General features: G+C 57.4%; 21 protein-coding genes. 13 read left to right on the top strand and 8 right to left on the bottom strand.

The window, feature by feature from the left end:
* The first annotated feature begins 297 nt into the window (after window positions 1-297).
* On the top strand, window positions 298-744 hold the full coding sequence (locus tag O5O45_RS27970) for a hypothetical protein (protein ID WP_305902588.1): 447 nt from the start codon (window positions 298-300) through the stop codon (window positions 742-744).
* A gap of 12 nt (window positions 745-756) precedes the next feature.
* Window positions 757-1,533 (top strand): tetratricopeptide repeat protein, encoded by a 777-nt coding sequence (locus tag O5O45_RS27975; RefSeq protein ID WP_305902589.1) that lies wholly within the window; start codon window positions 757-759, stop codon window positions 1,531-1,533.
* A gap of 8 nt (window positions 1,534-1,541) precedes the next feature.
* Here O5O45_RS27975 and O5O45_RS27980 read toward each other — a convergent pair whose 3' ends face one another.
* Window positions 1,542-2,807 carry an ABC transporter substrate-binding protein gene (locus O5O45_RS27980; RefSeq protein ID WP_305902590.1) on the bottom strand — a complete coding sequence of 422 codons (1,266 nt, stop codon included), beginning with the start codon at window positions 2,805-2,807 and terminating at the stop codon, window positions 1,542-1,544.
* A gap of 245 nt (window positions 2,808-3,052) precedes the next feature.
* Between O5O45_RS27980 and O5O45_RS27985 the strand changes: the two genes are divergently transcribed.
* Window positions 3,053-5,023 carry a PhoX family protein gene (locus tag O5O45_RS27985; RefSeq protein WP_305902591.1) on the top strand — a complete coding sequence of 657 codons (1,971 nt, stop codon included), beginning with the start codon at window positions 3,053-3,055 and terminating at the stop codon, window positions 5,021-5,023.
* A gap of 7 nt (window positions 5,024-5,030) precedes the next feature.
* Here the strand turns inward: O5O45_RS27985 and O5O45_RS27990 are convergent, their stop codons facing one another.
* Window positions 5,031-6,761, bottom strand: coding sequence for a BamA/TamA family outer membrane protein (locus tag O5O45_RS27990; RefSeq protein WP_305902592.1), 1,731 nt, complete (start codon window positions 6,759-6,761; stop codon window positions 5,031-5,033).
* A 551-nt stretch (window positions 6,762-7,312) separates the two neighbouring features.
* Entirely contained in the window at window positions 7,313-8,218 is a 906-nt protein-coding gene (locus O5O45_RS27995; protein ID WP_305902593.1) for a LysR family transcriptional regulator, read from the bottom strand.
* A 118-nt stretch (window positions 8,219-8,336) separates the two neighbouring features.
* Here O5O45_RS27995 and O5O45_RS28000 point away from each other — a divergent pair, with 118 nt between their 5' ends.
* The 4 genes from O5O45_RS28000 to O5O45_RS28015 all read left to right on the top strand — a co-directional run bounded on the left by O5O45_RS28000 (window position 8,337) and on the right by O5O45_RS28015 (window position 11,722).
* Complete coding sequence (locus tag O5O45_RS28000; RefSeq protein WP_305902594.1) at window positions 8,337-9,356, top strand: zinc-binding alcohol dehydrogenase family protein; 1,020 nt, start codon at window positions 8,337-8,339, stop codon at window positions 9,354-9,356.
* A gap of 351 nt (window positions 9,357-9,707) precedes the next feature.
* The gene (locus tag O5O45_RS28005; protein ID WP_305902595.1) at window positions 9,708-10,193 is read left to right on the top strand and encodes a PEP-CTERM sorting domain-containing protein; all 486 of its coding nucleotides are present in this window, start codon (window positions 9,708-9,710) and stop codon (window positions 10,191-10,193) included.
* 165 nt (window positions 10,194-10,358) lie between these two features.
* Entirely contained in the window at window positions 10,359-10,847 is a 489-nt protein-coding gene (locus tag O5O45_RS28010) for a GNAT family N-acetyltransferase (RefSeq protein WP_305902596.1), read from the top strand.
* Between the two features lie 200 nt (window positions 10,848-11,047).
* Complete coding sequence (locus O5O45_RS28015) at window positions 11,048-11,722, top strand: hypothetical protein (RefSeq protein WP_305902597.1); 675 nt, start codon at window positions 11,048-11,050, stop codon at window positions 11,720-11,722.
* Window positions 11,723-11,737: 15 nt separating this feature from the next.
* Here the strand turns inward: O5O45_RS28015 and O5O45_RS28020 are convergent, their stop codons facing one another.
* Window positions 11,738-12,247, bottom strand: a complete 510-nt coding sequence (locus O5O45_RS28020) for an aminoacyl-tRNA deacylase (protein WP_305902598.1) — start codon at window positions 12,245-12,247, stop codon at window positions 11,738-11,740.
* A gap of 292 nt (window positions 12,248-12,539) precedes the next feature.
* On the opposite strand from O5O45_RS28020, the gene O5O45_RS28025 reads away from it, so the two are divergent.
* Window positions 12,540-13,172, top strand: coding sequence for a YitT family protein (locus O5O45_RS28025; protein WP_305902599.1), 633 nt, complete (start codon window positions 12,540-12,542; stop codon window positions 13,170-13,172).
* Window positions 13,173-13,378: 206 nt separating this feature from the next.
* Window positions 13,379-13,816: a GNAT family N-acetyltransferase gene (locus O5O45_RS28030; protein WP_216739332.1), complete on the top strand. Its 438-nt coding sequence runs from the start codon at window positions 13,379-13,381 to the stop codon at window positions 13,814-13,816.
* A gap of 37 nt (window positions 13,817-13,853) precedes the next feature.
* Here O5O45_RS28030 and cobN read toward each other — a convergent pair whose 3' ends face one another.
* Both cobN and cobW read right to left on the bottom strand, forming a co-directional pair.
* A complete protein-coding gene (gene cobN / locus O5O45_RS28035; RefSeq protein WP_305902600.1) occupies window positions 13,854-17,669 on the bottom strand; it encodes a cobaltochelatase subunit CobN in 3,816 nt (1,271 codons plus the stop codon).
* A gap of 4 nt (window positions 17,670-17,673) precedes the next feature.
* Window positions 17,674-18,744 (bottom strand): cobalamin biosynthesis protein CobW, encoded by a 1,071-nt coding sequence (cobW, locus tag O5O45_RS28040; protein ID WP_305902601.1) that lies wholly within the window; start codon window positions 18,742-18,744, stop codon window positions 17,674-17,676.
* 318 nt (window positions 18,745-19,062) lie between these two features.
* On the opposite strand from cobW, the gene O5O45_RS28045 reads away from it, so the two are divergent.
* The 4 genes from O5O45_RS28045 (at window position 19,063) to O5O45_RS28060 (ending at window position 21,698) form a co-directional block, all read left to right on the top strand.
* On the top strand, window positions 19,063-19,467 hold the full coding sequence (locus tag O5O45_RS28045; protein WP_305902602.1) for a hypothetical protein: 405 nt from the start codon (window positions 19,063-19,065) through the stop codon (window positions 19,465-19,467).
* Window positions 19,464-20,291, top strand: coding sequence for an AraC family transcriptional regulator (locus tag O5O45_RS28050; protein ID WP_305902603.1), 828 nt, complete (start codon window positions 19,464-19,466; stop codon window positions 20,289-20,291). The genes O5O45_RS28045 and O5O45_RS28050 overlap by 4 nt, the downstream gene beginning before the upstream one ends.
* A gap of 162 nt (window positions 20,292-20,453) precedes the next feature.
* Window positions 20,454-21,050, top strand: coding sequence for a LysE family translocator (locus O5O45_RS28055; protein WP_305902604.1), 597 nt, complete (start codon window positions 20,454-20,456; stop codon window positions 21,048-21,050).
* A 186-nt stretch (window positions 21,051-21,236) separates the two neighbouring features.
* Window positions 21,237-21,698, top strand: a complete 462-nt coding sequence (locus O5O45_RS28060; RefSeq protein WP_305902605.1) for a hypothetical protein — start codon at window positions 21,237-21,239, stop codon at window positions 21,696-21,698.
* A gap of 59 nt (window positions 21,699-21,757) precedes the next feature.
* Here the strand turns inward: O5O45_RS28060 and O5O45_RS28065 are convergent, their stop codons facing one another.
* On the bottom strand, window positions 21,758-24,553 hold the full coding sequence (locus O5O45_RS28065) for a TIGR02921 family PEP-CTERM protein (RefSeq protein ID WP_305902606.1): 2,796 nt from the start codon (window positions 24,551-24,553) through the stop codon (window positions 21,758-21,760).
* A complete protein-coding gene (gene xrtO, locus O5O45_RS28070) occupies window positions 24,543-26,096 on the bottom strand; it encodes an exosortase O (RefSeq protein ID WP_305902607.1) in 1,554 nt (517 codons plus the stop codon). The genes O5O45_RS28065 and xrtO overlap by 11 nt, the downstream gene beginning before the upstream one ends.
* Window positions 26,097-26,153 lie beyond the last annotated feature (57 nt).

A 26,153-nucleotide genomic window follows, 5' to 3' on the forward strand; every position in this document is an offset into this window, starting at 1 on the left:
ACAACTCCCACTCACACATACTCTCATCCGTCGGGCCACCCTATGCCCAGTTCGCCCTGAGCCTGTCGAAGGGCTTCCCAGAGCGCCAACGAACCCACAGCAAAGACTAATCCAATACAACTCCCACTCACACATACTCTCATCCGTCGGGCCACCCTATGCCCCGTTCGCCCTGAGCCTGTCGAAGGGCTTCCCAGAGCGCCAAAGAAACCCCCGGTAGCCCAGACGCCTTTGCTTGAACCAAACAGCTAACCCTATACTCACCGGCGCAATAAAATACACAGGACGCAAGCAAGCGTGTGGAAGTTACTGAAGTACCTGTCTCTAACCGTTTTTATATTAGCGCTCCTGGCGGTGACGGCGCTGGCGTATTTATGGACGACCCGTGAACCGGATGAATGTTTTATTCCTGATCAATACAGCCTGCTAAGCTCCAAAGACACGAACGGCGACGCTTATCAGCTTTATTATGTCGTGGCGGGGTGGGCGGATAAGCTTGAGTTTTTGACACTGTATCGCGGCGACCTTGTTTACGATAAATGCGGTGGCGTTAGTTCCGAAGCCCTTGATAATGTTGATATCGACAGAGGACCCGAGGGCGCGGCGAATCAAGCGCCGACCAAAATTATTATTGAAGGCGAGCGGATACGTATTGAGTATGCGCCATTGAGCGAAACGATGACGCCTGTGTCTGAGTTGCCAGTCGAATGGCGACGTCCCTCGAAGAACGCGGAGAACTTATAGACGGGCTAGTACATGAACAAAAGAGTGACATTAAAAAGCGTCGGCGCTCTCCGCCGGCTGCGCGGAATGGCGGCCTTGTGCGCGCTGCTCTGGGCTGCGGCGACCTTTGGCGTTGAGAAAGACGTTGATCGACAAAAAGTACTGGCCTATGTGGAGAAGCTGAGTGAGATCAAGGCGCCGCAACAGGCCTTGGACTACTGGCGCACACTGGAGCCGGAATTGGGCGGAACGGATGGGCGTTATGAATACTGGCTGGGAAAAATCTACCAGGATCTGCAACAAAATGAAGCCGCGCTGCAGGCGTTTAACCAAAGCGTCAAACTTGATCCTGGCAATCGCTGGCCCTACGTAAAAATCGCCGAGATAGGAATCCAGCAAGGCGCCTACGAGGCGGTGGAATCACTGATGAATAAGCTCATCAACGCCTACCCCGACTGGTCTGTTCCTCCACTGATCCTGGCGCAGTCCTACTACGCCAGCGGACGCTATGACGACGCGGTGAAAGCCGTGACGTCCTCCCTGAAGATTGAGCTGACGCTGGAAGGCTACGTACTGCTGAGCAAAGCCGCACTGGAGACCCAAGACTACCTCACCGTCGTCCAAGCTGGCGTGACGGCGCAGGAAAGCGATCCACAACTGCAAAAAGACCCTGAGCTGTCCGAACGCATTGTACAGGCGCTGGTCGGGATGGAGCGTCGCGACAAAGCCGCCGTCTATCTTGATGGCCAGAAGTCCGCATTGTCTGCAGAGACGATTCGGGCGTTGCAGGAAAAATACGCGCTTAAGTAATTCCAGCCTCAGCAGTCCTGAGCTGCATGCACGCCTTGATAAGCGTTGATGCGGGCTTTTTCCAGGGCGTTGACGGCGCGCTCCACATCGCCGTGTTCAATAAACTGGCTGAAGATACGGATGGCGTCGTCAGCCATCTCTTTCGGAGTATCGCGGTCGAAGAATTGTGCGAAGCCGGCGCTCTTATGCAGTGCTTTGATGCCTTCCTTTACGAAGTAGGTATCTTGAGCCTGAGCGTCGACGTTGACTGGGATCATGAACAAACCGCTGGTAAGCAGCTCCTGAATGTCCGGACGCGCCAGAAAGGCTATCAGCTCGTTAGCATAGGGTTTGTTGGCGGCGGCTTTGCTGAGAAAAAAGACATCCGTGGGGGCGTCTTCGTAAGCCGGCACGTTTTCGGCGATGCGGGGAAAGGGGAGAAAGCGCATGGCTTCCTTAACTCTTTCCGGGATGTTGACGAGGGCGGTCTCGGCAAAATTCCCGGTTAGAGTGAAGACGGTTTTGCCCCGGTAGATTTCCGGGAACACGTCTCTCCAATCATGCTCCGCAGCGCCGGGAGAGAAATAACCGGCGTTGATCAACTCCGCCCATAACCGCATGACCTTAACGACCCTGTGATCCCAATAAGGCACGCAACCGCGGGTAAGCGCCTGATGAAAAGCCAGACCATTCAGGCGCAAGTCGATATAGTCGAACCAGCCGGCGGCGGGCCAGAAGTCTTTTGTGCCGATGCCGAAACAGTACACGTTTTGCTGTTTCAATACGCCGCAGACCTTTAACAGTTCGCTCCAGGTCTGCGGGGGCTCCAGATTGTACTGGGTCAGGGTGAGGGCGTTGTAGTAGAGCCCCCATTGATAGTACGCGAAGGGAATGGCGTAAACCCGTCCGTTATAGCTCACCGAGGCCTTGATGCCGGGCTTGAACTGCTCGTCCAGCTTCTCTTTGTTCCAGATAGCGCTGATATCCGCCACCAGATCTTTGCGCACCAGACGATAGAGGCGCTCCCCTGCGTTGCCGAAATAGATATCTGGCGCGTTGTCGCCGCCTTTCTCCAGCCAGGGCAGAGTGGAGAGCTTGAACGCCTCGTCGTATTTAGCGATGACCTCCACCTTGGCCCCCGGGTACAGCGCTTCAAAGCGGCGCACGGCTTCGGTGACGCCTTCGCGAGCGTCGCCGGAGGCGGTCAGCAGTCCCACGCCGAGTTTAAGAGGCTCCGCCGCTGTGGGGAGCCAGATCAGCAGACCGCAGATGGCCAGCAGGACGTGGTAGATCATTACAATTCCCTGTGACAAGAGTCTGTGTACGTAGCCGGTATGCAGTAAGTATATGCGGAGGTCGCCAATGTCGCCCGGACTCAGACAGGATCGCCGCAAAGTTGACGATTTTTCGGCGGCGCGCCGGCAGGGCGTTTAACTGATTGTTGAGGAATGAAATCTGTTTGTAACCCTGCTGTCACCTCTTTCCGGTATTTCTGGCCCACTGCGTTCTGAAGTGAACTCTGATGAGAAGAGGTTTGAGTATGTCCGACATAAAAAAATTCGAATTCGACAACTCCGGAATTGATCCAGTCACCAACTTTTCCGGAAACCGCCCTTTCGCTTCCGTGCTTGAAACCCGCATCGCCCGCCGCACCGTCATCAAGGGCGGCGTTAGCGCCGCGTTGGCGGGCATGCTTGGCGTGTCGCTGATCGGTTGCAGCAACGATAACGATGGCGGCGACCCAGATGACAACCAGGGCCCATTACTGGGCTTCACCGCGATCGCCACCAGCGTGGCCAATGAGGTGAAAGTAGCCGCCGGTTATACTGCGACGCCGTTCGTTCCCTGGGGCACGCCTTTGACCGGCGCGCTTCCTGACTATCTGGGCGATGGAACCAACACCGGCGCCGATCAGGAGCAACAGGTAGGCATGAACCATGACGGCATGCACTATTTCCCCATCGATGTGAAAGAGGGCGGCTCCAATTCCGAAGAAGGCCTGTTGGTGATGAACCACGAATACATCGAGCCGGACTTCCTGCACCCTGACGGCCCCACTGAAGTAGGCGGCGCCAGACCCCAGGACGAGGTGCGTAAAGAAGTGGCGGCTCACGGCGTCAGTGTTATTCACATCAAGAAAACCGCCGGCGTTTGGGATATCGTCCACGGTAGCCAGTACAACCGTCGCGTGACCGGCGCTACCGACATGGAGTTGCGCGGACCGGTGCGCGGAACCGACTATGCCGTCACCAAGCACAGCAACGACGGAACCCTGGCTCGCGGCACCCTGAATAACTGCTCCATGGGGTATACGCCTTGGGGCACCTATCTGGCCTGTGAAGAGAACTGGGCGGGCTACTTTAAGAGCGATGACGATCCCAAACCGCGCAACCTCTCCCGTTACGGGGTGGGAACCCGCTCCCGTTATGGTTGGGACACGGTGGCGGGCGTGGATGTATATGAACGTTTCGACGCCACCAGCAAAGGCGCCGGCGCTGCGGACGACTACCGCAATGAGCCCAACACCTATGGCTGGATCGTGGAAATCGATCCATTCGAACCGACCTCCACGCCGCAGAAGCGCACTGCGCTGGGCCGCTTCGGTCATGAAGGCATCATTTTCGGTCTGGTCGAAGAAGGCAAACCCATCGTTTGCTATTCCGGCGACGACTCCCGTTTTGAATACATCTATAAGTACGTGTCCAATCAAGCCTACTATGCAGACACCGCCAGCGGCGCGCTGCTGGACGACGGCAAGCTGTACGTAGCTAAATTTAACGATGACGGCAGCGGCGAGTGGCTGGAGCTGTCTCATGGCGTCAACGGCCTGACGGTGGACAATGGCTTTGCGGACCAGGCGGATATTCTGATCAATACCCGCACTGCGGCGGATTTCGTCGGCGCCACGCCCATGGATCGTCCTGAATGGGGCGCGGTGCATCCTACTACCGGCGAGGCGTACTTTACGCTCACCAACAATAGTCGACGCACCGAAGATCAGGTGAATGCGGCGAACCCACGCCCCAATAACCGATACGGCCATATCATTCGCTGGCGTGAGAGCAGCGATTCCGTGACGGCATTCCAGTGGGATATCTTTGTGCTGGGCGGTCCCGCCGGCACAGCGACGCCGGGTGAGAGCGCGGCGCTGGTGACGCTGGACGACAGCAACAAGTTCAACAGCCCGGACGGCCTGTGGTTCGATAAACGCGGCGTGTTGTGGATTCAGACTGACACTGGCGGCACAGAAGAATTCGGCAACGATCAGATGCTCGCCGCTGATCCGTCCACCCGTGAGATCCGTCGCTTCTTCACCGGTGTGGTGGACTGCGAAGTGACCGGCGTGACCTCCACGCCGGACCTGAAAACCATGTTCGTCAATATCCAGCATCCGGGCAGCAAAAACGGCGACGGCAGCTACACCAGCAACTGGCCGGATGGCGGTTCCGCGCGTCCTCGCGCCGCTACAGTCATCATCACCAAAGACGACGGTGGCGTCATCGGCAGTTAAGCCTCGCTTAGAACGTCTGCCGGCCGCGGATGAGGAACTGGACGCCGTCGATTTCCTCTCCGCCGCCTTCGTCCCGGTCTAACGGGACTGCGATATCCAGGTGCAGGACGCGTGTGACCTGGATACGGCTTGAAGTCAGACGCAGACCGATCCCGACATCGTGCAGGACGCCGTTGTTGGGACCATTATCCGCGCCGGGAAACCATGCCCGTCCCATGTCCACGAAGACCGCTCCGCCCAGGCGAAACAGTTCGAACGGATACCAGTTGGAGTAGTAACGCCGTTCCAGCGTGAGCAGAAAGCTGCGATCCCCCGTCTGATAACGCAAAGGGTAACCGCGCAGGCCGTTATCTCCGCCCAGGGTGAGCTGCAAGTCTGAGGTCAGGCCTTTGCTGTAAGCCAGGTTCAGCGCTGCGTACCAGCTGTTCTTGCGTTTGGACTCGGTGCGCAGGTAACGGGTCTGCAGGCCTAGGATCAGATTTTCCATCCGGTCTCCCGAAGGGCTCCAGTAACCGCTCTGGTCGAACTGGATATCCGCGAATTGCAGGCGCTCCGCCAGCAGCGCGCGGCTGATTCCGCTTTTCAGCACCCACTGATCCTCACTGGCGCCAAAAGATTCCGATGACCATCCCAGGCGCGCATATAAGCGCATGCCGGTGGGAATGTCTTCAATCTGTTGGATTTGATTGAAATTGTAGGTCTGGAAGTAAAGATCCTCGCTGTACTCGTAACCGATCCAGGGGTAACTGAGGATGCGGTCCTCGGGGAAGGGATCGGGGGGCGTTTCTCCTGCTTCTTCCGAGAAGTCGTAATGGGCGTATTCATAGCCATAGAGCAGGCGGTGATCATTGAAATCGTCGCCGCCAATGGAATGACCGCTGAACAGGCCGTAACTCTCCGTGCGCTGTTTGAATTCGCTGACGCTATCGCCCCGGTAGTAGAGCTTTTGCGTCAGTTGCTCCCGGTTGTAGGCGACGCCGCCGGACCAGTTGGCCCCGACTTTATAGAAGGGCCGCACGAACTGGGCGGCGCGGCGGTAGCCATCGCTGTTTTCCGAAAGCGTCAACTGAGAGGTCCAACGGGAGCCGAGCAGGTTGGGGTCCTGGTAATCGACGGTAAAGCCGGTGCGGGATTCATCCTTCTTGTGGCTGAAAGCCAGACGCTTGCCGTATCCCAGAAAGTTTTCGTCGGTCAGACCCAGTATGGTGGTGTTCTCGCCGCCGCTGCGACTGAAGCCCAGCGCGGGCAGCAACGTCCACAAATCCCGCGTGACCACGGCGATATCCACCACTCGCCCGCACACACGGAAAGGCCGCACCCAGGCGTTGTACAGGTAGGATTTGTCGCGCAGGCTGCGCTCGCTTTGCTGCAGGATATGCGGGTCGTAGGGATCGCCGCTTTTGAACAGAAGCTGGTAACGGGTGGCTTCTTCGCGGGTACGAATATGCAGGGCGTTGGTGGTGCGGTAAATCCAGTGATCTTCTTCCGGATCGGTGGCGTCGAAAATCTCCCGATTGAAGACATAGACTTCGCCAATCAACGCATTGTCCGGGATGGCTAACCCCAGCTCCTGCCGCAGTTGCTCGCGAGGGTTGTCGAAGTCCACCTCGCTGGGCTGGATGTCCGCATACTGACAGCTCAACGCCGCTTCTTGCTCGGCCCAGGCCAGTTCGACGCAGCAAACCGGCGCAAGGGCGACGCACCAGCGGAATAATTGGCGAGGAGAGATTGGGTTCATTGCGTATCCATCGAGAGGAAGTCCTGATTGATAAGCGATTTTTTATTTATAGCTTAGCGGTTAATGGCGCAAGATGGCCCTTTAACTTTACCATCTGATGACTGAGCGTTTTTCTGAGGTATCCCTAGATACTGTGGGTACCTTTGAATACTGTACGTTTGTCTGATTCATAGCGCCACTCCGTTCGCCCTGAGCCTGTCGAAGGGCTACGTACCTACTGTGCCTCAATAATCGGAATCAGCCGTTCGCCCTGAGCCTGTCGAAGGGCTACGTACCTGCTGCGTCTCAATAATCGGAATCAGCCGATCACCCTGAGCCTGTCGAAGTGCTGCGTACCTGCTGCGTCTCAACAATCGGAATCAGCCGTTCGCCCTGAGCTTGTCGAAGGGCTACGTACCTGCTGCGTCTCAACAATCGGAATCAGCCGCTCGCCCTGAGCCTGTCGAAGGGCTGCGTACCTACTGTGTCTCAATAATCGGAATCAGCCGTTCGCCCTGAGCCTGTCGAAGGGCTTCCCAGAGCGCAAAACTGAATCAGGAGTGGAAACATGCCTATTCCACCGCCGCCAACGCCGCCGCGCATTTCTCCCGCAAAAAGTCCCGCAACAAAAGCGCGGCGGGCGTCACCTGTTTCTTCCCGGGGCACACCAGATACATGCTGATTTCCGCGCAGGCGTATTGGCTCAGGGTGGCGCGCACGCGACCATGGAGCAGGTCGTCGCTCATATCGAGCATGGACTTATTGGCCAGACCGACGCCGGCGACGGCCCAGCGGTGGACGGCTTCGGCGTCGTTACTGATGCGGTCGCCATTGACGTTGACGGTGATGCGCTGGTCGCCGTCGTGAAATCCCCACTGGTCATAGGCGCGCTCATCTACCAGGTACAGCAGGCAGTTATGGTTGCGCAGGTCTTGCGGCGTCAACGGATCGCCATAACGTTCGAAATACGCCGGCGAACCGCAGATGATGCGTCGGGTGTTCACGATGTTGAAGGCGACATGGTTGGAGTCGGGCGGCGCGCCGTAGCGCAGGGCGATATCCACATTTTCCCGATTAATGTCCGCCACCCGGTCCGTCAGCTCCAGGCGCAGCACGAGATTGGGGTATTGGACTTGAAACTCGTCCAGCCAGGGCATCAGCAGATTGCGCCCAAAATCTGAAGATGCGGAGAGGCGCAAAGTCCCGCCGATTTCACCTTTCTTCGCCAGTAACTCCCGGCGTCCCGCGTCCAGGGCGTTCAGCGCCGCGCGGCAGTGATGCAGGTAGCTCTCCCCCTCGCTGGTAAGGCGCAGGCTGCGGGTGGAGCGTACGAACAGAGTGGTGTCCAGGCTCTGTTCCAGGCGCTTGATGGCGGCGCTGGCGGCGGCCGGGGTCATATCCAGTTCCCGCGCGGCGGCGGTGAGGCTGCCGTGCAAAGCGGTCTGGTGAAAAACGGTAAGGTCGTTGATGGAGGACATTTTCAAAAAATTTTTGAAAAAGAAACAACTAATAGGCTGTTTTTCGTTAACAGTCAATGGGAGAGAATGCCTCATCGCCGCACTACGGCCCCGAATTCACCTTCACAGGAGCACGAACATGAAAGCTATTGGTTATCTGCAAGCGCAGCCCATCGAGCATCCAGAATCACTATTGGACATCACTCTGCCGGACCCGCAGCCTCAAGGGCGCGACCTGTTGGTGGAGATCAAGGCGGTGGCGGTTAACCCCGTGGACGTCAAAGTACGCAGAAGTTCCTCTGCGGAAGGGGACGCTCACAAGGTGATCGGTTGGGACGCTTCCGGTGTGGTGAAAGCCGTGGGCGATCAGGTCAGCCTGTTCAAGCCCGGTGATGAAGTTTACTACGCGGGTTCTATCGCCCGTCCCGGCACAAACAGCGAGCTGCATCTTGTCGATGAGCGCATCGTCGGGCGCAAGCCTTCCAATATCGGTTTTGCGGAAGCGGCCGCGTTGCCTTTAACGGCGATCACCGCCTGGGAAATACTGTTTGAACGTCTGGAGATCGGCAAGCAGAGTGATGCAGCCGGTCCCGCCCGGCTACTGGTTGTCGGCGCCGCTGGCGGCGTGGGCTCCATCATGCTGCAGTTGGCTCGCAAACTGACTGACGCGGTGATCATCGGCACGGCGTCGCGTCAGGAAACCCGTGATTGGGCGCTGGCTATGGGCGCGCATCATGTCATCGACCATCGCCTGCCTTTGCATGAAGAACTGAAGCGTATCGGCATTGACAGCGTGACTCACGTGGCGAGCCTGACGCACACAGAGAAGCACTACGGCAGCATTGTAGAAGCGCTGGCGCCGCAGGGTCGTCTGGCCTTGATCGACGATCCCTCCACGCCGATCGATATCATGCCTCTGAAGCGCAAGAGCCTGTCTCTGCATTGGGAAATGATGTTTACCCGCTCGCTCTATGAAACCGCGGACATGATTGAACAGCATCGCCTGTTGAATCGCGTGGCGGAGCTGGTGGAGGAAGGCGCAGTGCGCACGACGCTGAAGCAGAATCTGGGCAAGATCAATGCAGAGAATCTGAAGCGCGCCCACAGTCTGATTGAGAGCGACACAGCTATCGGCAAGATTGTGTTGGAAGGATTCTGACACTTTTGGTCTCTTCGGCGTTTCCGTATTGCAACCGCTCCATGCCCGGCTAAGCCGGGCGTTTCCGCTGTTTTCAGCGGCCTTCCGCAAAGTCCAGTTACTTTATTGCAACGGATTTGTGAGTCATGCCTAGGACCTCCCCGGTCTTTTCCCCATCGAAGCTTGCATTGGCTGTCGCTTCCGATTTTTATTTTTCTTTCAACTTTATGTTTTTAAAAGGAAAATAATTCTATTGGGTTTTCTTCTTCAGTTTGTACGCATTATTCAGGTTTCCTGGTATGAAACTTGAAACTCTATCAGCAGTTTTCGTTGAACTGTTGTAGCGCCGCAGAGTGTAAGAGGAGGCTTTTAATGCAAAAAGTGAGAGTTCTTGGTTTTCTGGGCGCATTGTTCATGGCTGGGATGGCGCAGGCTTCCGTCATCGGTGAAGCGGAAGAGGCGGCTTGGAGCCCGGGTCGAACCCATGCGGGAGAAATGGCTGCGCAACGTCGCGGCTTTGCGCATGAACATCCACCCCATGAGAAACGGCAGCCGCAGGCGTCGAATGAGCCGGACGGCTGGCTGGAGGCCTACGTGCAGGAAATGTTTCAGGTAGAGGCGCGGACGCCGCGCTTCATTGGCGCTGAGCCGGTGGTCAAGCCGCATTGGTTCACCCTGCTGTTGTCCGACGTCGCCTCCGTGCGTTGGTTATTCTCGCATCTGGGCGGCAATCTGTGGGTGATCGACCACAATGGGCCGGTGTCCAATGTACCGCAGCCGTCCACGCTGGCGCTGATGGGACTGGCCGGATTCGCCACCCTGACAGTGGGATTGCGAAATAAGCATAAATATTGTTAAGACATCCGGGGCCTGGATGTGTCAATATAGGGCCCCTTCAAAAATATTCCGAATTATTAAAGAGTTGCCTGCGCCGGTCCGTTCCGCTCCGTCTTCCTGCGGACGGGCCGGCTTGGGGCTTGTTGTGCTCACGATTTGCCACGGTTTGGTGTTGAAGTATCGGCAATGAAGATTAGGCGAGCTTTCTCGGAAGAGTGTGTTGTATTGAGTGAGATCGCCATGGAAAGCAAGGCGGTCTGGGGTTATTCCCAGGAATTTATGGACGCCTGCCGGGCGGAGCTGACCTATTCCGAAGACTACATGTCCCGACACACGGTATACACAGCGGTGGCCCGCAGCGGTGAGATCGCCGGCTTCTATTCTTTGCGCGCGCTGTCTCCGGTCTGTACGGAGATGGATGCCCTGTTTGTGCGCCCGGACTACATGCGTCAAGGCATCGGCCGCGCTCTGATCGAGCATGCGGTGCTGTGGGCCTATCAATCCGGTTATCACCTAATGATGATTCAGGGTGATCCCAACGCCGCCGGGTTTTACGAATCCTTTGGCGCCACGTTGATTGGCTACGCTGACTCCCCCCGCTTCCCTGGGCGCAAGCTGCCTCTGTTCCAGGTTGCCTTGATCGATCAAGTCTCCGCAATCAGCGCGACTTTGTAATCCCCCGTAACCATTTCCCGTGTCTTTGTGTCGTTATTGGTCCTCTATGTGATTATTTTTTGAACTGTGTCACAAAAAGGACTAATTTATAAGACATCACCAAGAGTCTCTATCAGTAGCGAATTGTCTGACGCCTGACAGGCGACGATGTGTTCCTGAACGGCGCCGACGCGACAATAACAATATAAAGGCTGAGGATTATGGAAACTCTCAATGCTGTCATCACTATCGCCAGCGTGTTGCTGGTGTTGAGCGGCGTCGCTTTGTTCTTCGGGGGCAAGCTCGCCAATCATGGCGCGGAAGCGCGGCAGACGGGCATCTACGCGAACTTCAACGCGCCCACCGTGATTTTGTTGCTGGCGGGCGTCGGAATGGCGCTGACTCCGCGACTGACCAACAACAGTCAATATGGGTTCAACCAGTTACCAGCGCCGGCGGCGGGGATCGAGAACATGTCCGACGCCTCCAACAAGATCGCCGACGTGGCGCAGTCGGAAAGCCAGCCGCAAGTTCCTATTCAAGCGAAAACGTCGTTATTAACGGCGGGCGGCTACGAACTCATGAGCTATTCCCGTGACAACAAACAATTGCACCTCGTGGGCGGGATGGATCTCTATGCGCTCAAAACCGACCAATATCAGATTTTCGTGGAACTCAACGCCTACGACGACCAAGGTCTGCGTGATATCTACACCGGCAGCGGTCTGCTGTATTTCGACGGCTCCAACTGGATGCTGGATATGGAGGGCGGTGTTGGACCGGCCATGTTGACGCAGCGGGAAACCCCCGTGAAGCTCACCAAGGAAGGGGATTTTATAATGCTGGCCTACGAGACGGACGGGCGCTCTTACCAGTTGATCTGGCTGCAGGATTAAGCGCCCGCGCGGCGTTCACCAACGCCCGAACATGTGAAAAGCAGAGGGGCTGCCGATAGGCGCGCTGAAGTCGCCATGTTTGCAGTCCCGCACCAGCGTTTCGAATTGCTGATGATTCATGTGAATCAGATCCCGATGATCGCCCGCCTCCAGGTATAACTCCGCTGAACGCAGCAGTTCATCGTCGACGATGGTTTCCATCTGATAGGCCAGTCCGACGGCGGGAATAGCGCCGAGGGAACAATCGTCAAACAGGGAAGACAGGGACTTTTCATCCGCCAGCTTTAACCCTCGTTGCACGAGGGCGCCCAGTTTTCTCATCTGCACTTTGTTGATGGCGGGAAGCACCGCCATCAAGTGGCGGCCTTCATGATCCTCCATCACCACGGCCTTGGCCATGTTCTTAAAGGGCACATGGGCGGCGATGGCGGTCTGTACGGCGCCTTCGCTATAAACATGGTGGGTGACGTCATAGGAGATCTGTTGGTTGTTGAGGTACTGTCTGACTCGGTAGGCAATAGACATTTTCTCGCCCTCCTAAATCTTTTTAACGCACAAGCCACGCCTGATTGAACAGGCGCAGACGGATAAATAGTGAGGAAGCTATTTGTCCGCTGGGTTAATAAATTATAGCCCTTAAGGTGTCGGATTGATTGTTTTTTGTACGGTATTATTGGGGCTGACCCAGACGCGGATATTGGCCCTGGTCCGGATATTGCTCTAAGCCTCATTTGATTCAGGCCGCGCCAGCGCCGGCGATCCCGGCATCGACGCGGCGGCGTATTGAGCGATCCTCACATACATACAGGAGCAGTAGATGTCCGTGCAGTGGCGTAAAGGTCTTGCAATCGTTGAGGGCTGCGCCCTCGTAGCCTTAGGGCTGGTGTTTCTCAATAGTTCGCACTTGCTGGTCAGCGGCGTCGCCGGGTGGGCGCTGATCATCGAGCATTGGATTCCCCTGAGCTTCGGCGGCCTGTTTTTTCTGCTGAATTGCCCCTTCTTTGTGCTGTCATGGCTTACCTTGGGGCGCGCTTTCACCTTTAAGTCTCTGGCGGCTATCGCTTTTGTCAGTCTGTTGAGCGATGCGCTGATGGCGTCGATTGCGTTACAGGCCACGCCTCAATGGTTGGCGGCGTTGATCGCAGGCGGCCTGATTGGCGCGGGGCTGACCTGGATTATGCGTCACGGCGCTTCCCTGGGCGGCGTCAACATTGTCGCGGTCTGGGCGGAGCACCGTTACGACCTGCAGGCCGGCCAGACTCTGTTTGCGGCGGACTGTTTAGTGGCCCTCGTCGGCGCCTGGGTGTTCAATGGCTGGGAGCTGCTGTGGTCCCTGATGGGATTTGTGGTGCTGAGCTGGGTGGTGGGGCGTTATCACAAGCGGGATCGGCTGCGGAGAGAGGAGGCTGAAGGCTGCGAATCGCCCTCCGTTGAGCTGGGAGCCAGGTGATTATTGCAATCCTGGTTGTATAAACGATGTTCAAGTATTAGGTCTTAGAGTCTAGATTGGGGGTAATGTTTTAGACCGTAAAGATGATAAAAAGCCGTTTTCCCCTTTATTTTTCAGGGCTCTGAGCCTGGGGTGGTGGCGTTGCAGGCGCAGAAAAGCTATTATCGGCGGCCCATTAACCGCAACGACACTAGTATTTTGTCCCTATGAACGCCAACACGGACGTATACTTCCGAGAATCCGATGACAAATCCTTCGCCGAGCGGGTGATCCGCGAGAGCATGGCGGAGTACTTCAACAAGTATGAAGTGGAGTGGACGCCGGAGCGGGTTTCGAAATACTGGGGCGACCACGAAAATTACGATATTTTTTATCGTGAAGAGAAAGTCGGAGTGTTGCGTCTGGCGTTTGACGAAGAAGCCTGCATTGTGCGCGATATGCACGTACTGCCGGCCTACCGCAATCTCGGCGTTGGCAGTCAGGCCATCCAAAGAGCATTCACCGCCGCCTGGGTGCGCGAACTGCCCAGCGTCCGCCTGAAAACCTTCGTCTGTAATCCATCAAAAAATCTGTACCGTCGTCACGGCTTCGCCCTGATCGACAGGAAAGACAATCTGATTTTGATGGAAAAAAAGGTCGACTAAGTTACTAATCCGGCAGGCGCATGCACGCGCCTGTTGCTCACAGACTTCCCTCAGCCTGCTCATCCAGCTCTAGTATCAGCGATTCAATACGCTGCCGATAATCCCCAGGCTCCTTCCAGAGCCCGCGCTGCATGGCTTCCAGCAGACGTTCCGCCATTTCCTGCAACGCCTGCGGATTGTGTTCGCGCATAAAGGCCTGATTGGCGGCGTCGAAGGCAAGGGCCTCGGAGACATTCGCGTATTGGTAATCGTCCACCAACCCTGTGGTGGCGTCATAGGCGAACAGGTAGTCAACGCTGGCGGCCATTTCGAAAGCGCCTTTGTAAGAGTGGCGCTGCATGGCGGCAATCCATTTGGGATTGGTCACCCGTGAGCGAATAACCCGGTTAAGCTCCTCTTTCAGCGTGCGTATTTTCGGCGCAGCGGGGTTGCTGTGGTCATTGAGATAAACACTGGGCGCATCGCCGCGCAGCACGCTGACCGCATTGGTCATGCCGCCCTGAAACTGGTAGTAATCGTCGGAATCCAGAATATCGTGTTCACGGTTATCCTGATTCTGCATCACCACTTCCAATTGGCCGAGGCGATAACTGAACGCGCCGAAGGCTTCTTCACCTTTCTCATTTTGTCCGTAAGCGTAGCCGCCCCATTGCACGTAGGCGCGGGCGAGGTCGTTTGGCGTTTCCCAACAGCGCTCGTCAATCAGACCCTGAAGCCCCGCTCCGTATGCGCCGGGTTTGCTGCCGAAGACGCGGAATCCCGCCTGCCGTCTGGCTTCCTGCGTTGGCGCGCCGGCGGCCACCAGTTGCGCCTCCCGTTCCCGGATATGGCGCTGAATAAGGTTGCTGTCGCCGGGCTCCTCCAGCTCCGCCAGTTTTTGTACGGCGGCGTCGAACAGCTTGATGACATTGGGGAAGGCGTCGCGAAAGAAACCGGACACCCGCAGGGTCACGTCCACGCGGGGGCGGTTCAAATAGAACGCCGGGATTATTTCGAAGTCCACCACGCGATGAGAGCCGGGCGCCCACACCGGTTTGACCCCCATCAGGGCGAAGGCTTGCGCGATATCATCGCCGCCGGTGCGCATGGTGGCGGTGCCCCAGACCGACAGGCCGATTTGCCTGGGGTAGTCGCCGTGCTCCTGCAGGTGGCGCAGCACCACTTGCTCCGCTGACGCCTGACCCAGTTCCCAGGCGGTTTTGGAGGGAATCGCCCGACTGTCCACGGCATAGAAATTACGCCCGGTGGGAAGCGTATCCAGACGTCCGCGCGTGGGTGCGCCGCTGGGGCCGGGGGGCACGAAGCGACCCGCCAGGGCGCGCAAGCTGTGTTGAATCTCGTTGTCTGCGCTACGTTGCAACGCCGGTTTCAGCACGGTTTGCATATAGCTCAGTAAGGCGCAGGCGCTGGGCAGGCTGTCACGCAGCTCCGTTAACGCGGAGTTGGTCAGAACATATTGTTCAACCAGTTGCTGCGCAAAAAGTTCCAGACGCTCCCGCGTATGCTGCTCCGTCCGCCAGACTGACTCCAACAGCGCGACCAGCAGCTGCGGTCGTTCGCCTTGCCAGAGGCGGGCTTGCGGTTGCAGGGGATCGAATGGGTCATCGCCGTTGACGGACATCTGCATATCCGCCGCCAGCGCATGCAACAGGCCGCGATCATCAGGCTGCTCGCCACGAGGCAGTCGCACCAGCGCCGTCAGAGTGTCGCGCATTTGCGCGGGCTCCGGCAGTTCCCCCAGGCAATGCAGACCATCGCGGATCTGCGCCTCTTTGATGTCGCAGAGATAGGTGTCCAGTTCCTGCAGCACGGCGTCATCGTCCGGCTCCGCGCCTGTCCGCGACAGTTCCGTCAGCACGTTGGCGCTGCGGGCTTTTTGCAGAATTTCACGGCGCAGGTGATTCTCTCGACGGGTATCCAGGCCCATGGCCTGATAGTACTCGTCCACCATGCGCTCCAGCTCCGCCAGTTCGCCATAGACTTCCGCCCGGGTCATGGGCGGCATCAAATGGTCGATGATCACCGCCTGAGCGCGGCGCTTGGCTTGCGCGCCTTCGCCGGGATCATTGACGATAAATGGATAGATATGCGGCATGGGACCGAGGGCGATATCCGGCCAGCACTGCTCTGACAGCGCCACGCCCTTGCCCGGCAGCCATTCCAGGTTGCCGTGTTTGCCCACATGCACGATAGCGTCGACGTCGTAGGCGTGACGCAGCCAGAAGTAGAACGCCAGATAGCTGTGAGGCGGAATCAGGTCTGGATCATGATAGTTGGCGGCGAGGTCCATGTTATAACCCCGCGCAGGCTGAATGCCGACGAAGGTGTCGCCGAGGCGGACGCCGGACAGCATCAACCTGCCGGCGCGACATTTCGGATCTTGCTGCGGCGCTCCCCAGCGCTCCAGTACGGCCTGTCGGCAGCTCTCCGGCAGGCGATTAAAACAGGCTGCGTAATCAGCCAGGGCCATGCTTTGATGGCAGGGAAGCAGCTCAAGCGTATCCGGGTTGTTAGTAATGGACGACTGTAATAGCTCGATCAGCGCGGCGGAGTTTTCGGGAATATCCGACACTGGGTATCCCGCTGCTTGCAGGCCCCGCAACAGGTTTAACGTGGAGCGCGGCGTATCCAGGCCGACGCCGTTGCCAATGCGGCCGTCCCGAGTCGGGTAGTTGGCCAGCACCAGCGCAATGCGTTTGTTGGCGTTGGGCTTAACGCTCAGGCGGCTCCAACGCAGCGCCAGTTCGGCGACGAAGCGGGCGCGCTCTTCCTGCAATGCATAACGCACCACATTCAGCTGACAGCGTTCGCTATAGTAATTGGAGTCTTTGAAGCCCACTGCGCGGGTGATGATTCGGCCGTCCAATTCCGGCAGGGCGATATGCATGGCGATATCCCGGGAACGCAGGCCGCCGTTTTGCTCGCGCCAGTCCGCTTCGCTGCTGGATGCGAGAATGACCTGCAAAATAGGGATATTGACGTTCAGAGGATGGGTATAGTCAGTAGGCGTTGATGAGAGAGACGCGTTGCCGGTGTTTTGCAGCGCGAAAGCAGTGGTGTTGAGAATGACCGTCGCCGCACTGCGTTGGCACAGCAGATCTACCGTTTCCAGACAGGCGGCTTCTTTCAGGGAGGCCACCGCCAGCGGCAGCGGGTTCAAGCCTTGTTCCTGCAACACACGGATCAGCCCGTCGAACATCGCGGTATTGGCTTCCTGCAGGTGGCTACGGTAGAACAGCAATAGCGCGGTGGGCTGATCCGCGCGCCACTCATTACGCCAGTCCTGCAGGGTGGCGTCGGCGATGTGCGGATGATAGATCAGCGTGCGTGGGATAACCTGCGGCTCAAGCCACGGCAGGTTCCAAGCGAAAAAAGTCGTCGCAAGATAACGGAAAAGTTGTTCGCTGTTGCCGCGTCCGCCTTCCCGCAAATAGCGCCAGACGCGACGAGCGCAGGCGGCCTCGACGTTGCCGCCGTTCAGCAGTTGCTGGTCTTCGCCGTCATCGCCGGGAACCACAACCAATGTGCGTCCGGGACGCCGCGCCCAGTCCTGCAATTGCTCCAGTCCATAGGGCCAGTAAGACGCGCCGCCGAGCAGCGACAGCACCACGACTTTGGCGTGGTCCAGCACTTGGTCCCGATAGAGGTCGAACGCCGCCGGCTTGCTCAGGTGCATCCAGTTGGCGAGCCGCAGGCTGGGATAATCATCCTGCAGCGTCTCCGCCACCTGGGTGAGCAGCGCAAGCGCGCCGTCCGCCGCCGTCAATATAACCAGATCCGCTGGCGTTTGTTGCAGATCGACGATGCCTTCGCCGTCGTTAAAACCACCCGGTTGCGCCGCCAGCAGATGCATGGAGTTAGACTTCCGCCGCGCTCAAGGCGTCACGCAGCGCAGAGGCGTCGATGCCCTGGCCGATAAACACCAGACGGGTTTTACGGTCTTCGTCGGCGCCCCACAGGCGGTCGAAATAATGCGCGATGCGGTCGCCCACTGCCTGCACTACCTGGCGCATGGGCTTATCGCCGTTGGCGACGAAGCCTTTGACCCGGTAGATCGTATTGGCGCTGATGAGGTCGCGGGTAATCGCCAGGAGCTTGTCGCTGTCTACGGCGCCCAGCGTGATGACGCAGGAGTCAAAGTCGTCATGAGCGTGGCGATGATGATGTCCGTGATCATGGTGATGATCATGATGGGTGTGGATGGCCTCGATGCGCTCTTCCGTCGCGGCTTCCAGACCGATCAGCACTTGTGAATCGACTTCGCCATTAGCGACGAACAGGGTTTTCACCCGTTCCGGCAGTTTCGCCTGCACTTGTTGCAGCGCCTGCGCGCGGGCGTCTTCATCGAGACAGTCGCTCTTACTGATAACCACCAGATCCGCCGAACTGAGCTGGTCGTCCAGCAGCTCCCGCAGGCTGGGGTTGTGATCAAGGCTGTCGTCCGCCAGACGCTGTTGCTCTACCCGTTCCGGGTCGTGAGCGAAGCGGCCCGCCGCTACTGCCGGGCCGTCCACCACGGTAATCACCGCGTCCACGGTGCAGAACTGCTTGATGTCCGGCCAGTTGAACGCCTGCACCAGCGGCTTGGGCAGCGCCAGACCGGAAGTTTCAATCAGGATATGGTCAATCTGATCGCGGCGCTCCACCAGCTTCTGCATCACTGGCAGAAATTCCTCTTCCACCGTGCAACAGATACAGCCGTTGGCGAGTTCGTAGATGCCGGAATCGGTTTGCGTAGCGGCGTTATCGTCGCAATCCAGAGGGCAATTACGCAACAGATCGGCGTCGATATCCAGCTCGCCGAATTCATTGACGATCACTGCGATGCGTTTGCCGTTGGCTTGTTTCAACAGATTGGACAGCAGGGTGGTCTTGCCGCTGCCAAGAAATCCAGTGACGACAGTAGCGGGAATTTTATTCAGTTGCACGTTGGGGCCTCTTGCAGTGTTCCTTAAGATGCGGCGGCGCGTACACCTGCGCCTCGGTTAATGTGCCGCATTCTGCGCCAAATCTCCCGGATTTTCATCCTCTTAGAGTGGGTAAAGACGGGCGGCCAGATGAAAAAGACTGCATGCAGGCAAGCAGGATCGCGGGTAGTATTCGCGGCGCACTATTATCTTGCGCCCTGTGAATGAGGATTAGCGCGGCGGGCGCGTATTGACTTTACCGCCGGAGATTTACATCTTTAGCAAACTTAACCTTGGAAGCGTTAAGCGTCGAAAGGACCTGCCTGAAAAGGATGTGATGTGAACGCTACTGCTATTGTCCGCATTCTCTGCACTCCGTTGGCCTGGGTGGCCGGTGTTCTCTATGGCGCGTTGTTGGCGCTTATTTACTACAACCTGCGCGTCGAGTGGGGCTGTGATCCTGAAATGTATGGCGGCGGCGATTGCCTGGCGGAAGGCTGGGACGCGTGGCCGGGACAGGTCAGGTTTGTCTGCGCCGGATTGGTGAGCGCCTGCGCGGTTGTCGCTGCAACTTTTATCGCTCCCGCCTGGAAGCGCGGCGCCTCAGCGGCGGCCAGCGTGGCTGGAGGAGGTTTGATGTATCTGTTGTTGGGCATTTATGCGTTGGCCGGCGCTCTGGCCTGCGGCGCGATTGCCGGCGTGGTCTACGACGCCTTGTCACGACGCAATAAGGCGCTCAAGTGAAAGAATACTCCCGTTTGTGGGAAAGTCCCCGCGTGCAGGGCGTAGAGCTGCTTTCCGCCGCGTTTAACCATTTCTCATTCAGCAAGCACTGGCATGATCAGCTTGCCGTGGGCGTTATTCTGCAAGGCGCAGAGGGGCTGGATTATCGTGGCGGTAAAGTGGTGATTCCCCGTGGCCAGATCGTCGCCATCAATCCTGCGGAGCCGCATACCGGATTCGCCGCCAGTGATGGCGGTTGGCGTTACCGCATGTTCTATTTCGAAGAAGCCTTGCTGCGGGAGACGTTGCGTGACCATCGCAATGGTTTCTCTCCTTTTCTGCGGGGACCGGTGATTGACGACCCGGTTGTCTTCTCTTTATTGCTGGAACTGCATCAGGCGTTGGAGACGGAGAGTTTTTCTCTGGCTCAGGATTCATTGCTGACCGCGGCGCTACACCAGCTTTTTCAGCGCCATGGCGATAGCGGCGAATTAGAGGCGAAGCGCGTTCAAGACCTGCAAGGTTGCCTGCGGATTCGCGATTACTTGCACGACCACTGGCGTCGCAATGTCGCTCTGGACGAATTGGCGGGGCTGACCGGCATGAGCCGCTTTCAGTTAATTCGCGCCTTCAAGCAACGCTTTGCGCTGACCCCTCATCAATTTCTGATATTGCTGAAAACCCGTGAAGCCAAACGGCTGTTGGAGGCCGGTATGGAGCCGCTGACGGCGGCTTTGGAATGCGGTTTCTTCGATCAAAGTCATCTGCATCGTAACTTCAAACGAGTGTATGGCGTGACCCCAGGCAGTTTCGCCAAACGCAATTTCGTACAAGAACCTGTCTGATCTCCTGATTTAGATTAGCGCCTCAGTTGTCGCCAGCGGCGTTCGTTGGCGGCGGCAGGCTTGGGAAGCTATTCATGCGGCCTGACATGCGCAGGCTCTGTCGTATGTAGCCAAGCAGAAGGAAGCTGGTTGTCTGCAGGATAAATATCAGGAAGTACGTCGATGTCGTTAAGCTTTATCGCGGCCTGGCTGGCCGTCATGTTCCCCCTTGTATTCAGTCCCGGACCCGCCAATGTGGTGTTCGCCGCTTCCGGCGCGCAGTTGGGCGTAAGGCGTTCACTGCCTTTGATGGCGGGAATCGATCTGGTGTTTCTTCTCAAATCATTGCTGGTGGGCTTTGGCCTGGGAGCGGTGATGCAGGAGTATCCGCAGAGCTACGCCATTTTACGCACCGCTGGCGCTTGTTACTTGTTTTATCTGGGGTACTGCTTTTTCCGTCCGGCGCTATCCGGGGAGTCGACCTCTCCCAAAACCCTTGGCTTCAAAGACGGCCTGATCATCCAGCTGCTCAACGCTAAAGGGTGGGTGATGGTGGTTCTGATGTTCTCCTTGTTTGGCGCTCAGGGAGACGAGGCGACGGCGCGAGCGCTATGGCTGGCGGCGATGTTGGCCTGTCTTAATATCTGCACGCATTTGACCTGGATCGCCGCTGGCGCGGTGCTGGTGAAACGCCTGACCGGTGGTCTTGGCCAGCATATGCAGGCTGTTTTGTTCGGCGGCGGGTTGATCGTTGTCGGCGTCTGGTTACTCCTGGGTTGACCTACCCTATCTTGCACCCGGCTTCGGCCGGGCCTTTTTTATTTGCTCTCTTTGATTGGGAGTTTTTAATTTTCCACGACGGGTTTTCGTCACTTTCATCGCTTTCATTTCTTTGGCGCGCGATGGGCATCGTCCTCCATTGCACCCAGCGCCAACCTTTTCATGCATAGAGTTTTGGAGCAGATAATGGAAGAAGTATATAAAACCCCGGAATCCTCCCTTATTGACGGCCGCAGTAGCCGCAAGCCCGTTGGCGATTACCGTCTGTATAAGTTGCCCGCAGTAGGGCTGGCGACGTTTTTTGGCACTATTTTGGCCGGCGGCATTATCCTTTCCCACAACTTCAAGCAGCTTGGTCGTGAAGACATGGCCCGCAACGCTTTGGTCTTTTCTTTCCTGGCGTTGGTGGTGATCTTCGGATTGGCATTTTTTGTGCCGGATATTCCTGGCGTCAATGTGGTGTTCACGGTAGTGCAATTGGTGGCGATGATGCAGATCGCCAAAAAGTACCAGGGGGAGGATGTCGAACATCACATGGCGAACGGCGGCGCCATGATCTCGAATTGGGCGGCGTTTGGTATTTCGTTGCTGGTGCTGATTGTCGTGATCGGATTGTTGTTCGGCATTGGCATGTTGCTGCCGTACTGATCGAATAAAACTCATTCGGAACCTAAGAAAACGCCCGGACTAAGCCGGGCGTTTGCGTTTTAAATACTGGCGGTCTGCAGTGTGAACTTGCGTTTGCGATGCAGGGCGGCGAACGCCAGCATCAGGCCGGCCAGCCCTATCAACAGCCACTCTTCAGGCTCAGGGACGGGAGACGCGCTGAACATATCCATGGGCGCGCTGAAGGCTTCCTGCCCGGTTTCCACTTCACGATCAAAACGATCCGCCTTTTGCTCCGCTTCCTCCAGCGCTTTTTTCTGACGCTCTTCCACCAGCACGATCATGGAAGAGTAATCCGTCACCATGTGTTCGGCTTTGGCGATTGCGTGCAATTGATCCAGCACTTGGACATCAGAGGTGTCACGGGTCTGCGCCAGATACTCCAGCCAGCGGCGCGCGGCGATAGCGGAGAAGAAGTCCTCCCCGGTTTGTGTACTGCTTTTCTCCGCTTCAGCGTTTGCATTTTCTTCCGCGTACCAAAGGTAGTGGGGGGTGATGGCGAACAAGCCGTCCTCCGTTCGCCCTTGCCGGAACTGATGGGCGATGATCGCCTCCTGTAGCGACTGAGTGACGCCGCCATGGCTCTGCTTGAGCAAGTCCAGTGTCTGGTCGTGATAGGCGTAAGCCAGAGCGCCGCCCAGGTGAACCAGCCATACCGGCGGCATCCGGGTGGCTTTGAATGAGACCTGGGATTCCAACTCATAGCTGCCGGCGTCGGTCAGCAGCATCACCGCGTCATAGTTCTGCTTTGCGTTTCTGCGCCAGGCGGCTAACTGATTCATGGGCAGGCTGTCGCCATAAAATTCGTCGGCTGACGGCAGGGCTGTCATGGGCTGGCAGCGCTCATGGCATAGAAATATTTCGTGGGCGATATCAAGTTGCTGTAGCTGTTTCAAGGCCGCCGCCACCTTTTCCGCCTGTTCGCCCATGCTGTAGGAGCCATCGATAAGAATGGCGTAAGGCGTTGTTGATGCTTGGATATCCCATTGCGCATCAGCGCCGGTGCGGGGAACGGCGCGAACGCGCTGGCCAGCGACGATGGCATCATGCATCTTGCGCGAGGCGGCCGCCGACATCGGCGCAGTAGCGGGGATCCATGCATCCTTTTCAGTGTGGATTGGCTGGTCGTTCAAAGTGCGTTGGGTTTGATCGCTCCAATAGGCGTTGCGCTTTTCCAATAGCTGAGGCAACGGCCAGGCGCCGTGCTCGTTCATAGTGGCTTTGTATTCGAACGTCAAATACATGGGGCTGACTTCATAGTCCGTACCCAGTCGCAGGACCATGGAGCGGTTGTAACTGGCTCTGCGAGGCGGAACGGGAAAGGCGCGCAAACGATACTGACGAGGCCCGACCTGTTCCAGCAAAGAGGGGTCGATGCGCCGACTCACTTCGTCGTTGTAAACCTGTTGCGCTGCGCCGCGAGGCGCTACGGCATAGACAAACTTATCCAGATCTTCCGCATCGTCGCTCAGCCAGAGGCCCGTGAGCGCGGCCTCTTCCGGCAGACTGAAATGAAACGTGACTTCATGATTGTTGTAGGTCTGGTTCTCCAGGGTTTGCACTATGCGAATGCGCGCACTGTCGTCTTGCGGCTCGACCGTGATCGCCATGTTGGTGATCAATACATGCCGGTTTAGCACATCCACCAGTCCTGCAGCGGGACGGCCTTGATCGAAGGTGGCTTTGAGGGCGTTTAGAATCGCCTCCGGTTCTCCTTTTTCGATGGGCTGGTCGAAGAATTTTCGGTAGTAACGGGCGGCGCGCTCTTTATCCTCGCGGAAGTAGGCTCCATCGTAGAGAAAGGGCGTCGCCAAAAAGTCGAAGACGGCTTGCGACCCTTTCGCCAAAGCATGGTCCGCATCGTCAAAAGCGCCCAGGTAGGCGTTATACACGGCGCTGTTTCTTTCTGTCGTCGATAGATAACGATAGGGCGCCAGATAGGCGTTGATCAGCCCTTTGCGCAAGGCGTCGTGTTCTTCTCGCGGAATACTGGGGATGGTCTCGCCGGGTCTGAAACGCTGATCCAGGAACGCCATGCGTTCAAACGTCGCCTGTTGCGGCTGCTGATTCAATGCGGCGAACAGGATGGCGTTCAACCCCAGTACTCCTGCTGCGATGGCGCTGGCTTTGGCGCGCCCAAGGCGGGCGTCCGCGATGCGCCATTCACGCAGAAATTCCCGGAGGTAAAGGAAAATCAGCACAAAGGGGAGCGCCAGGAAGACGACGCAAGTCGATAAGCCACATACCAGCGCTACCAGGAGGAGTAGATAGTTAAAAATATTACCCATGTGGCGCAGGTTGATCTCTCCCAGTAATTCGAAAAAGCCCGCGGTGGCGGGAATAAAGAACGGCGCAAGCAGCAGCGCGCAATACAGACCGGTCAACAGTATGGTCATGGCGAGACAGAGTCTCAGCCACAGAGGGAAACGAGTGTTGACGCCGCCCCACAGACAGGCGAGATAGGCGAATAGCGCGACCAGTATATTGATCAGCACGTGCGTGACGCCCGGGTTCAGCTCGCGCAGCAGGAACATCGTGCTCAGCATGATAAAAATGATGGGCATCTCCACGCCGTAAAACAGTTTGATCAGCGTGCTGGGATTTTTCCGGAAACGGGTGAAACCCAGACCGATGCAGAGCGCGGGTATCGCCACCAACAGAGTGGAAAATACCGCTGTCATCCAACTATGCAGTCCGATGAATGCGCCGCTGATTGCGGGCAGCGTAAAGAAAGGAACTATCAGGACGCCCGCAAGGACGGCGTAGGTCAGGTTCCAGAACCAGAACAAAAGGTAGCAGCAAACAGCTACCCACACAGGTAACTTCTTATTTTCCATTGTCGCTCCGTTCAGCGCCGGAAGTCTCAGCTCCGGTCAGGATGTGTTGAATATGTTGGCGCAGTAAAGCCGTCGCCTGCGCCGCAAGGTCGGGGGAAATCATGCTGTTCCAGGCGACGGAAACCATCACCCAGGATTGCTCCGGCTCACTCCAGGCGGAAAAGACGCGGGAGGAGTAATCCGCGGTCTGCCTGTCTGCGGACTGAAACCAATAGAATGCGGAGCGGGCGCCTTGATCGAGGCGTAGATATTTAATCTCGCTATGGTCCGGCAGCACCCAGGTTTTCTCATCATCAATACTGACGCCCTGGGATCGGTAGCAATTGCGGGGATCGTGCTGAGCTTTCCAATAGCGACTGTGCACCAGAATCAAACTGCCCTGCATACCTTGCCAGGAAAACAGGTATTTGCGGGCGGTGGCGGCGTTGCGATCAAAAAAGCCGGCTTCAATATCTGTTAAGGGAGCAGCCTGTGCGGCGAACTGTGGCGGCGCCGGCAGGTTGATTGATGCGTCGGCCAGCGCCAGTTTTGGGTGTGGCGTATAGCCGAGCAGCGCCAGGACCAGGAGAGCGGCAATGGCGAGCTCCCCTTCACGACGCCAAACCGACGGTTCCGTCGACGCGGAGCCAGAGAAAAGGGTGAACGATGGTGGCGCATCGCTCCGGTCCGCCGGAGGACGCGACGGCGCCAGCGTTAGAGCGAGCCAGGCCAGGGCGCAGGAGAGCACGAATCCCAGCGCGCCCAGGGAAGTATGAATAAGGTCCGCCGCCTGTGGCGCCCCCAGCGCCAGGTCTGTATACACCAAGGCGGTAATGCGCAATGCGTTGAAGAATATCAGCGTGCTGAGAAACAACGCCAGGACGGCCAGCCAGCGCCAGGAGAGCGCCTTGCGCTCCAACCAGGTGAGCAGCAGAAAAAAGATCATGCCCGCCCAGATTCCTTTCAGGCCGCTGCAGGCCAGATCGACCACTGCCGCTCTGTTTTCAATCAGGATGATGGACTCATTGGACAGAGGCGGAACGCCCAACACGGTAAGTAAATCGCCTGCGAGATGGGCGCAAAGCAGGCGCAGGGGAAAGCCAAGATAGATATCGAGATAGCCCTCAAAGGGCAGTGCGAAGATCAGCAACGCACAGGGGATCAACGCGCTGCGCCACAGGCTGGGGGCGACATACAGGCCGAGCAGGCCGTAACCGGCGGTGGTCATTAGCGTGGCGGAAAAGATATGAATGCCGGTGACGTACTCGTTGAGCAGATACGCCAGACAACTCATCGTCAGCAGGGCGAAGGGAAGAGCGCGCCATTGAAACCCCAGTTCGCGTCCTGAGGGCGCTCTTCGCCTATAAGCATGAACCGCCACGCCGACCAGTAACAGGCAGGCGATCACGTGGAACTCGTTTTCCGGCGTCAGCATCTGGTTCCATACCCAGACCAGAACAGGATAGAACAGCCACAGAAAAAGGACGGCGATAACAACGCGAACGCCGAAACGATAAAGCGGCGGGCTGAACAAGGAAATTCCGGGCAGTGCGTTTGGCGACATGCGTATCTGGAGGTCAGGATGGAGAAATCAGAAAGGCATTATCTCTGCTTAATCAGG

The organism is Hahella sp. HNIBRBA332 (genome assembly GCF_030719035.1).
Classification (GTDB): domain Bacteria; phylum Pseudomonadota; class Gammaproteobacteria; order Pseudomonadales; family Oleiphilaceae; genus Hahella.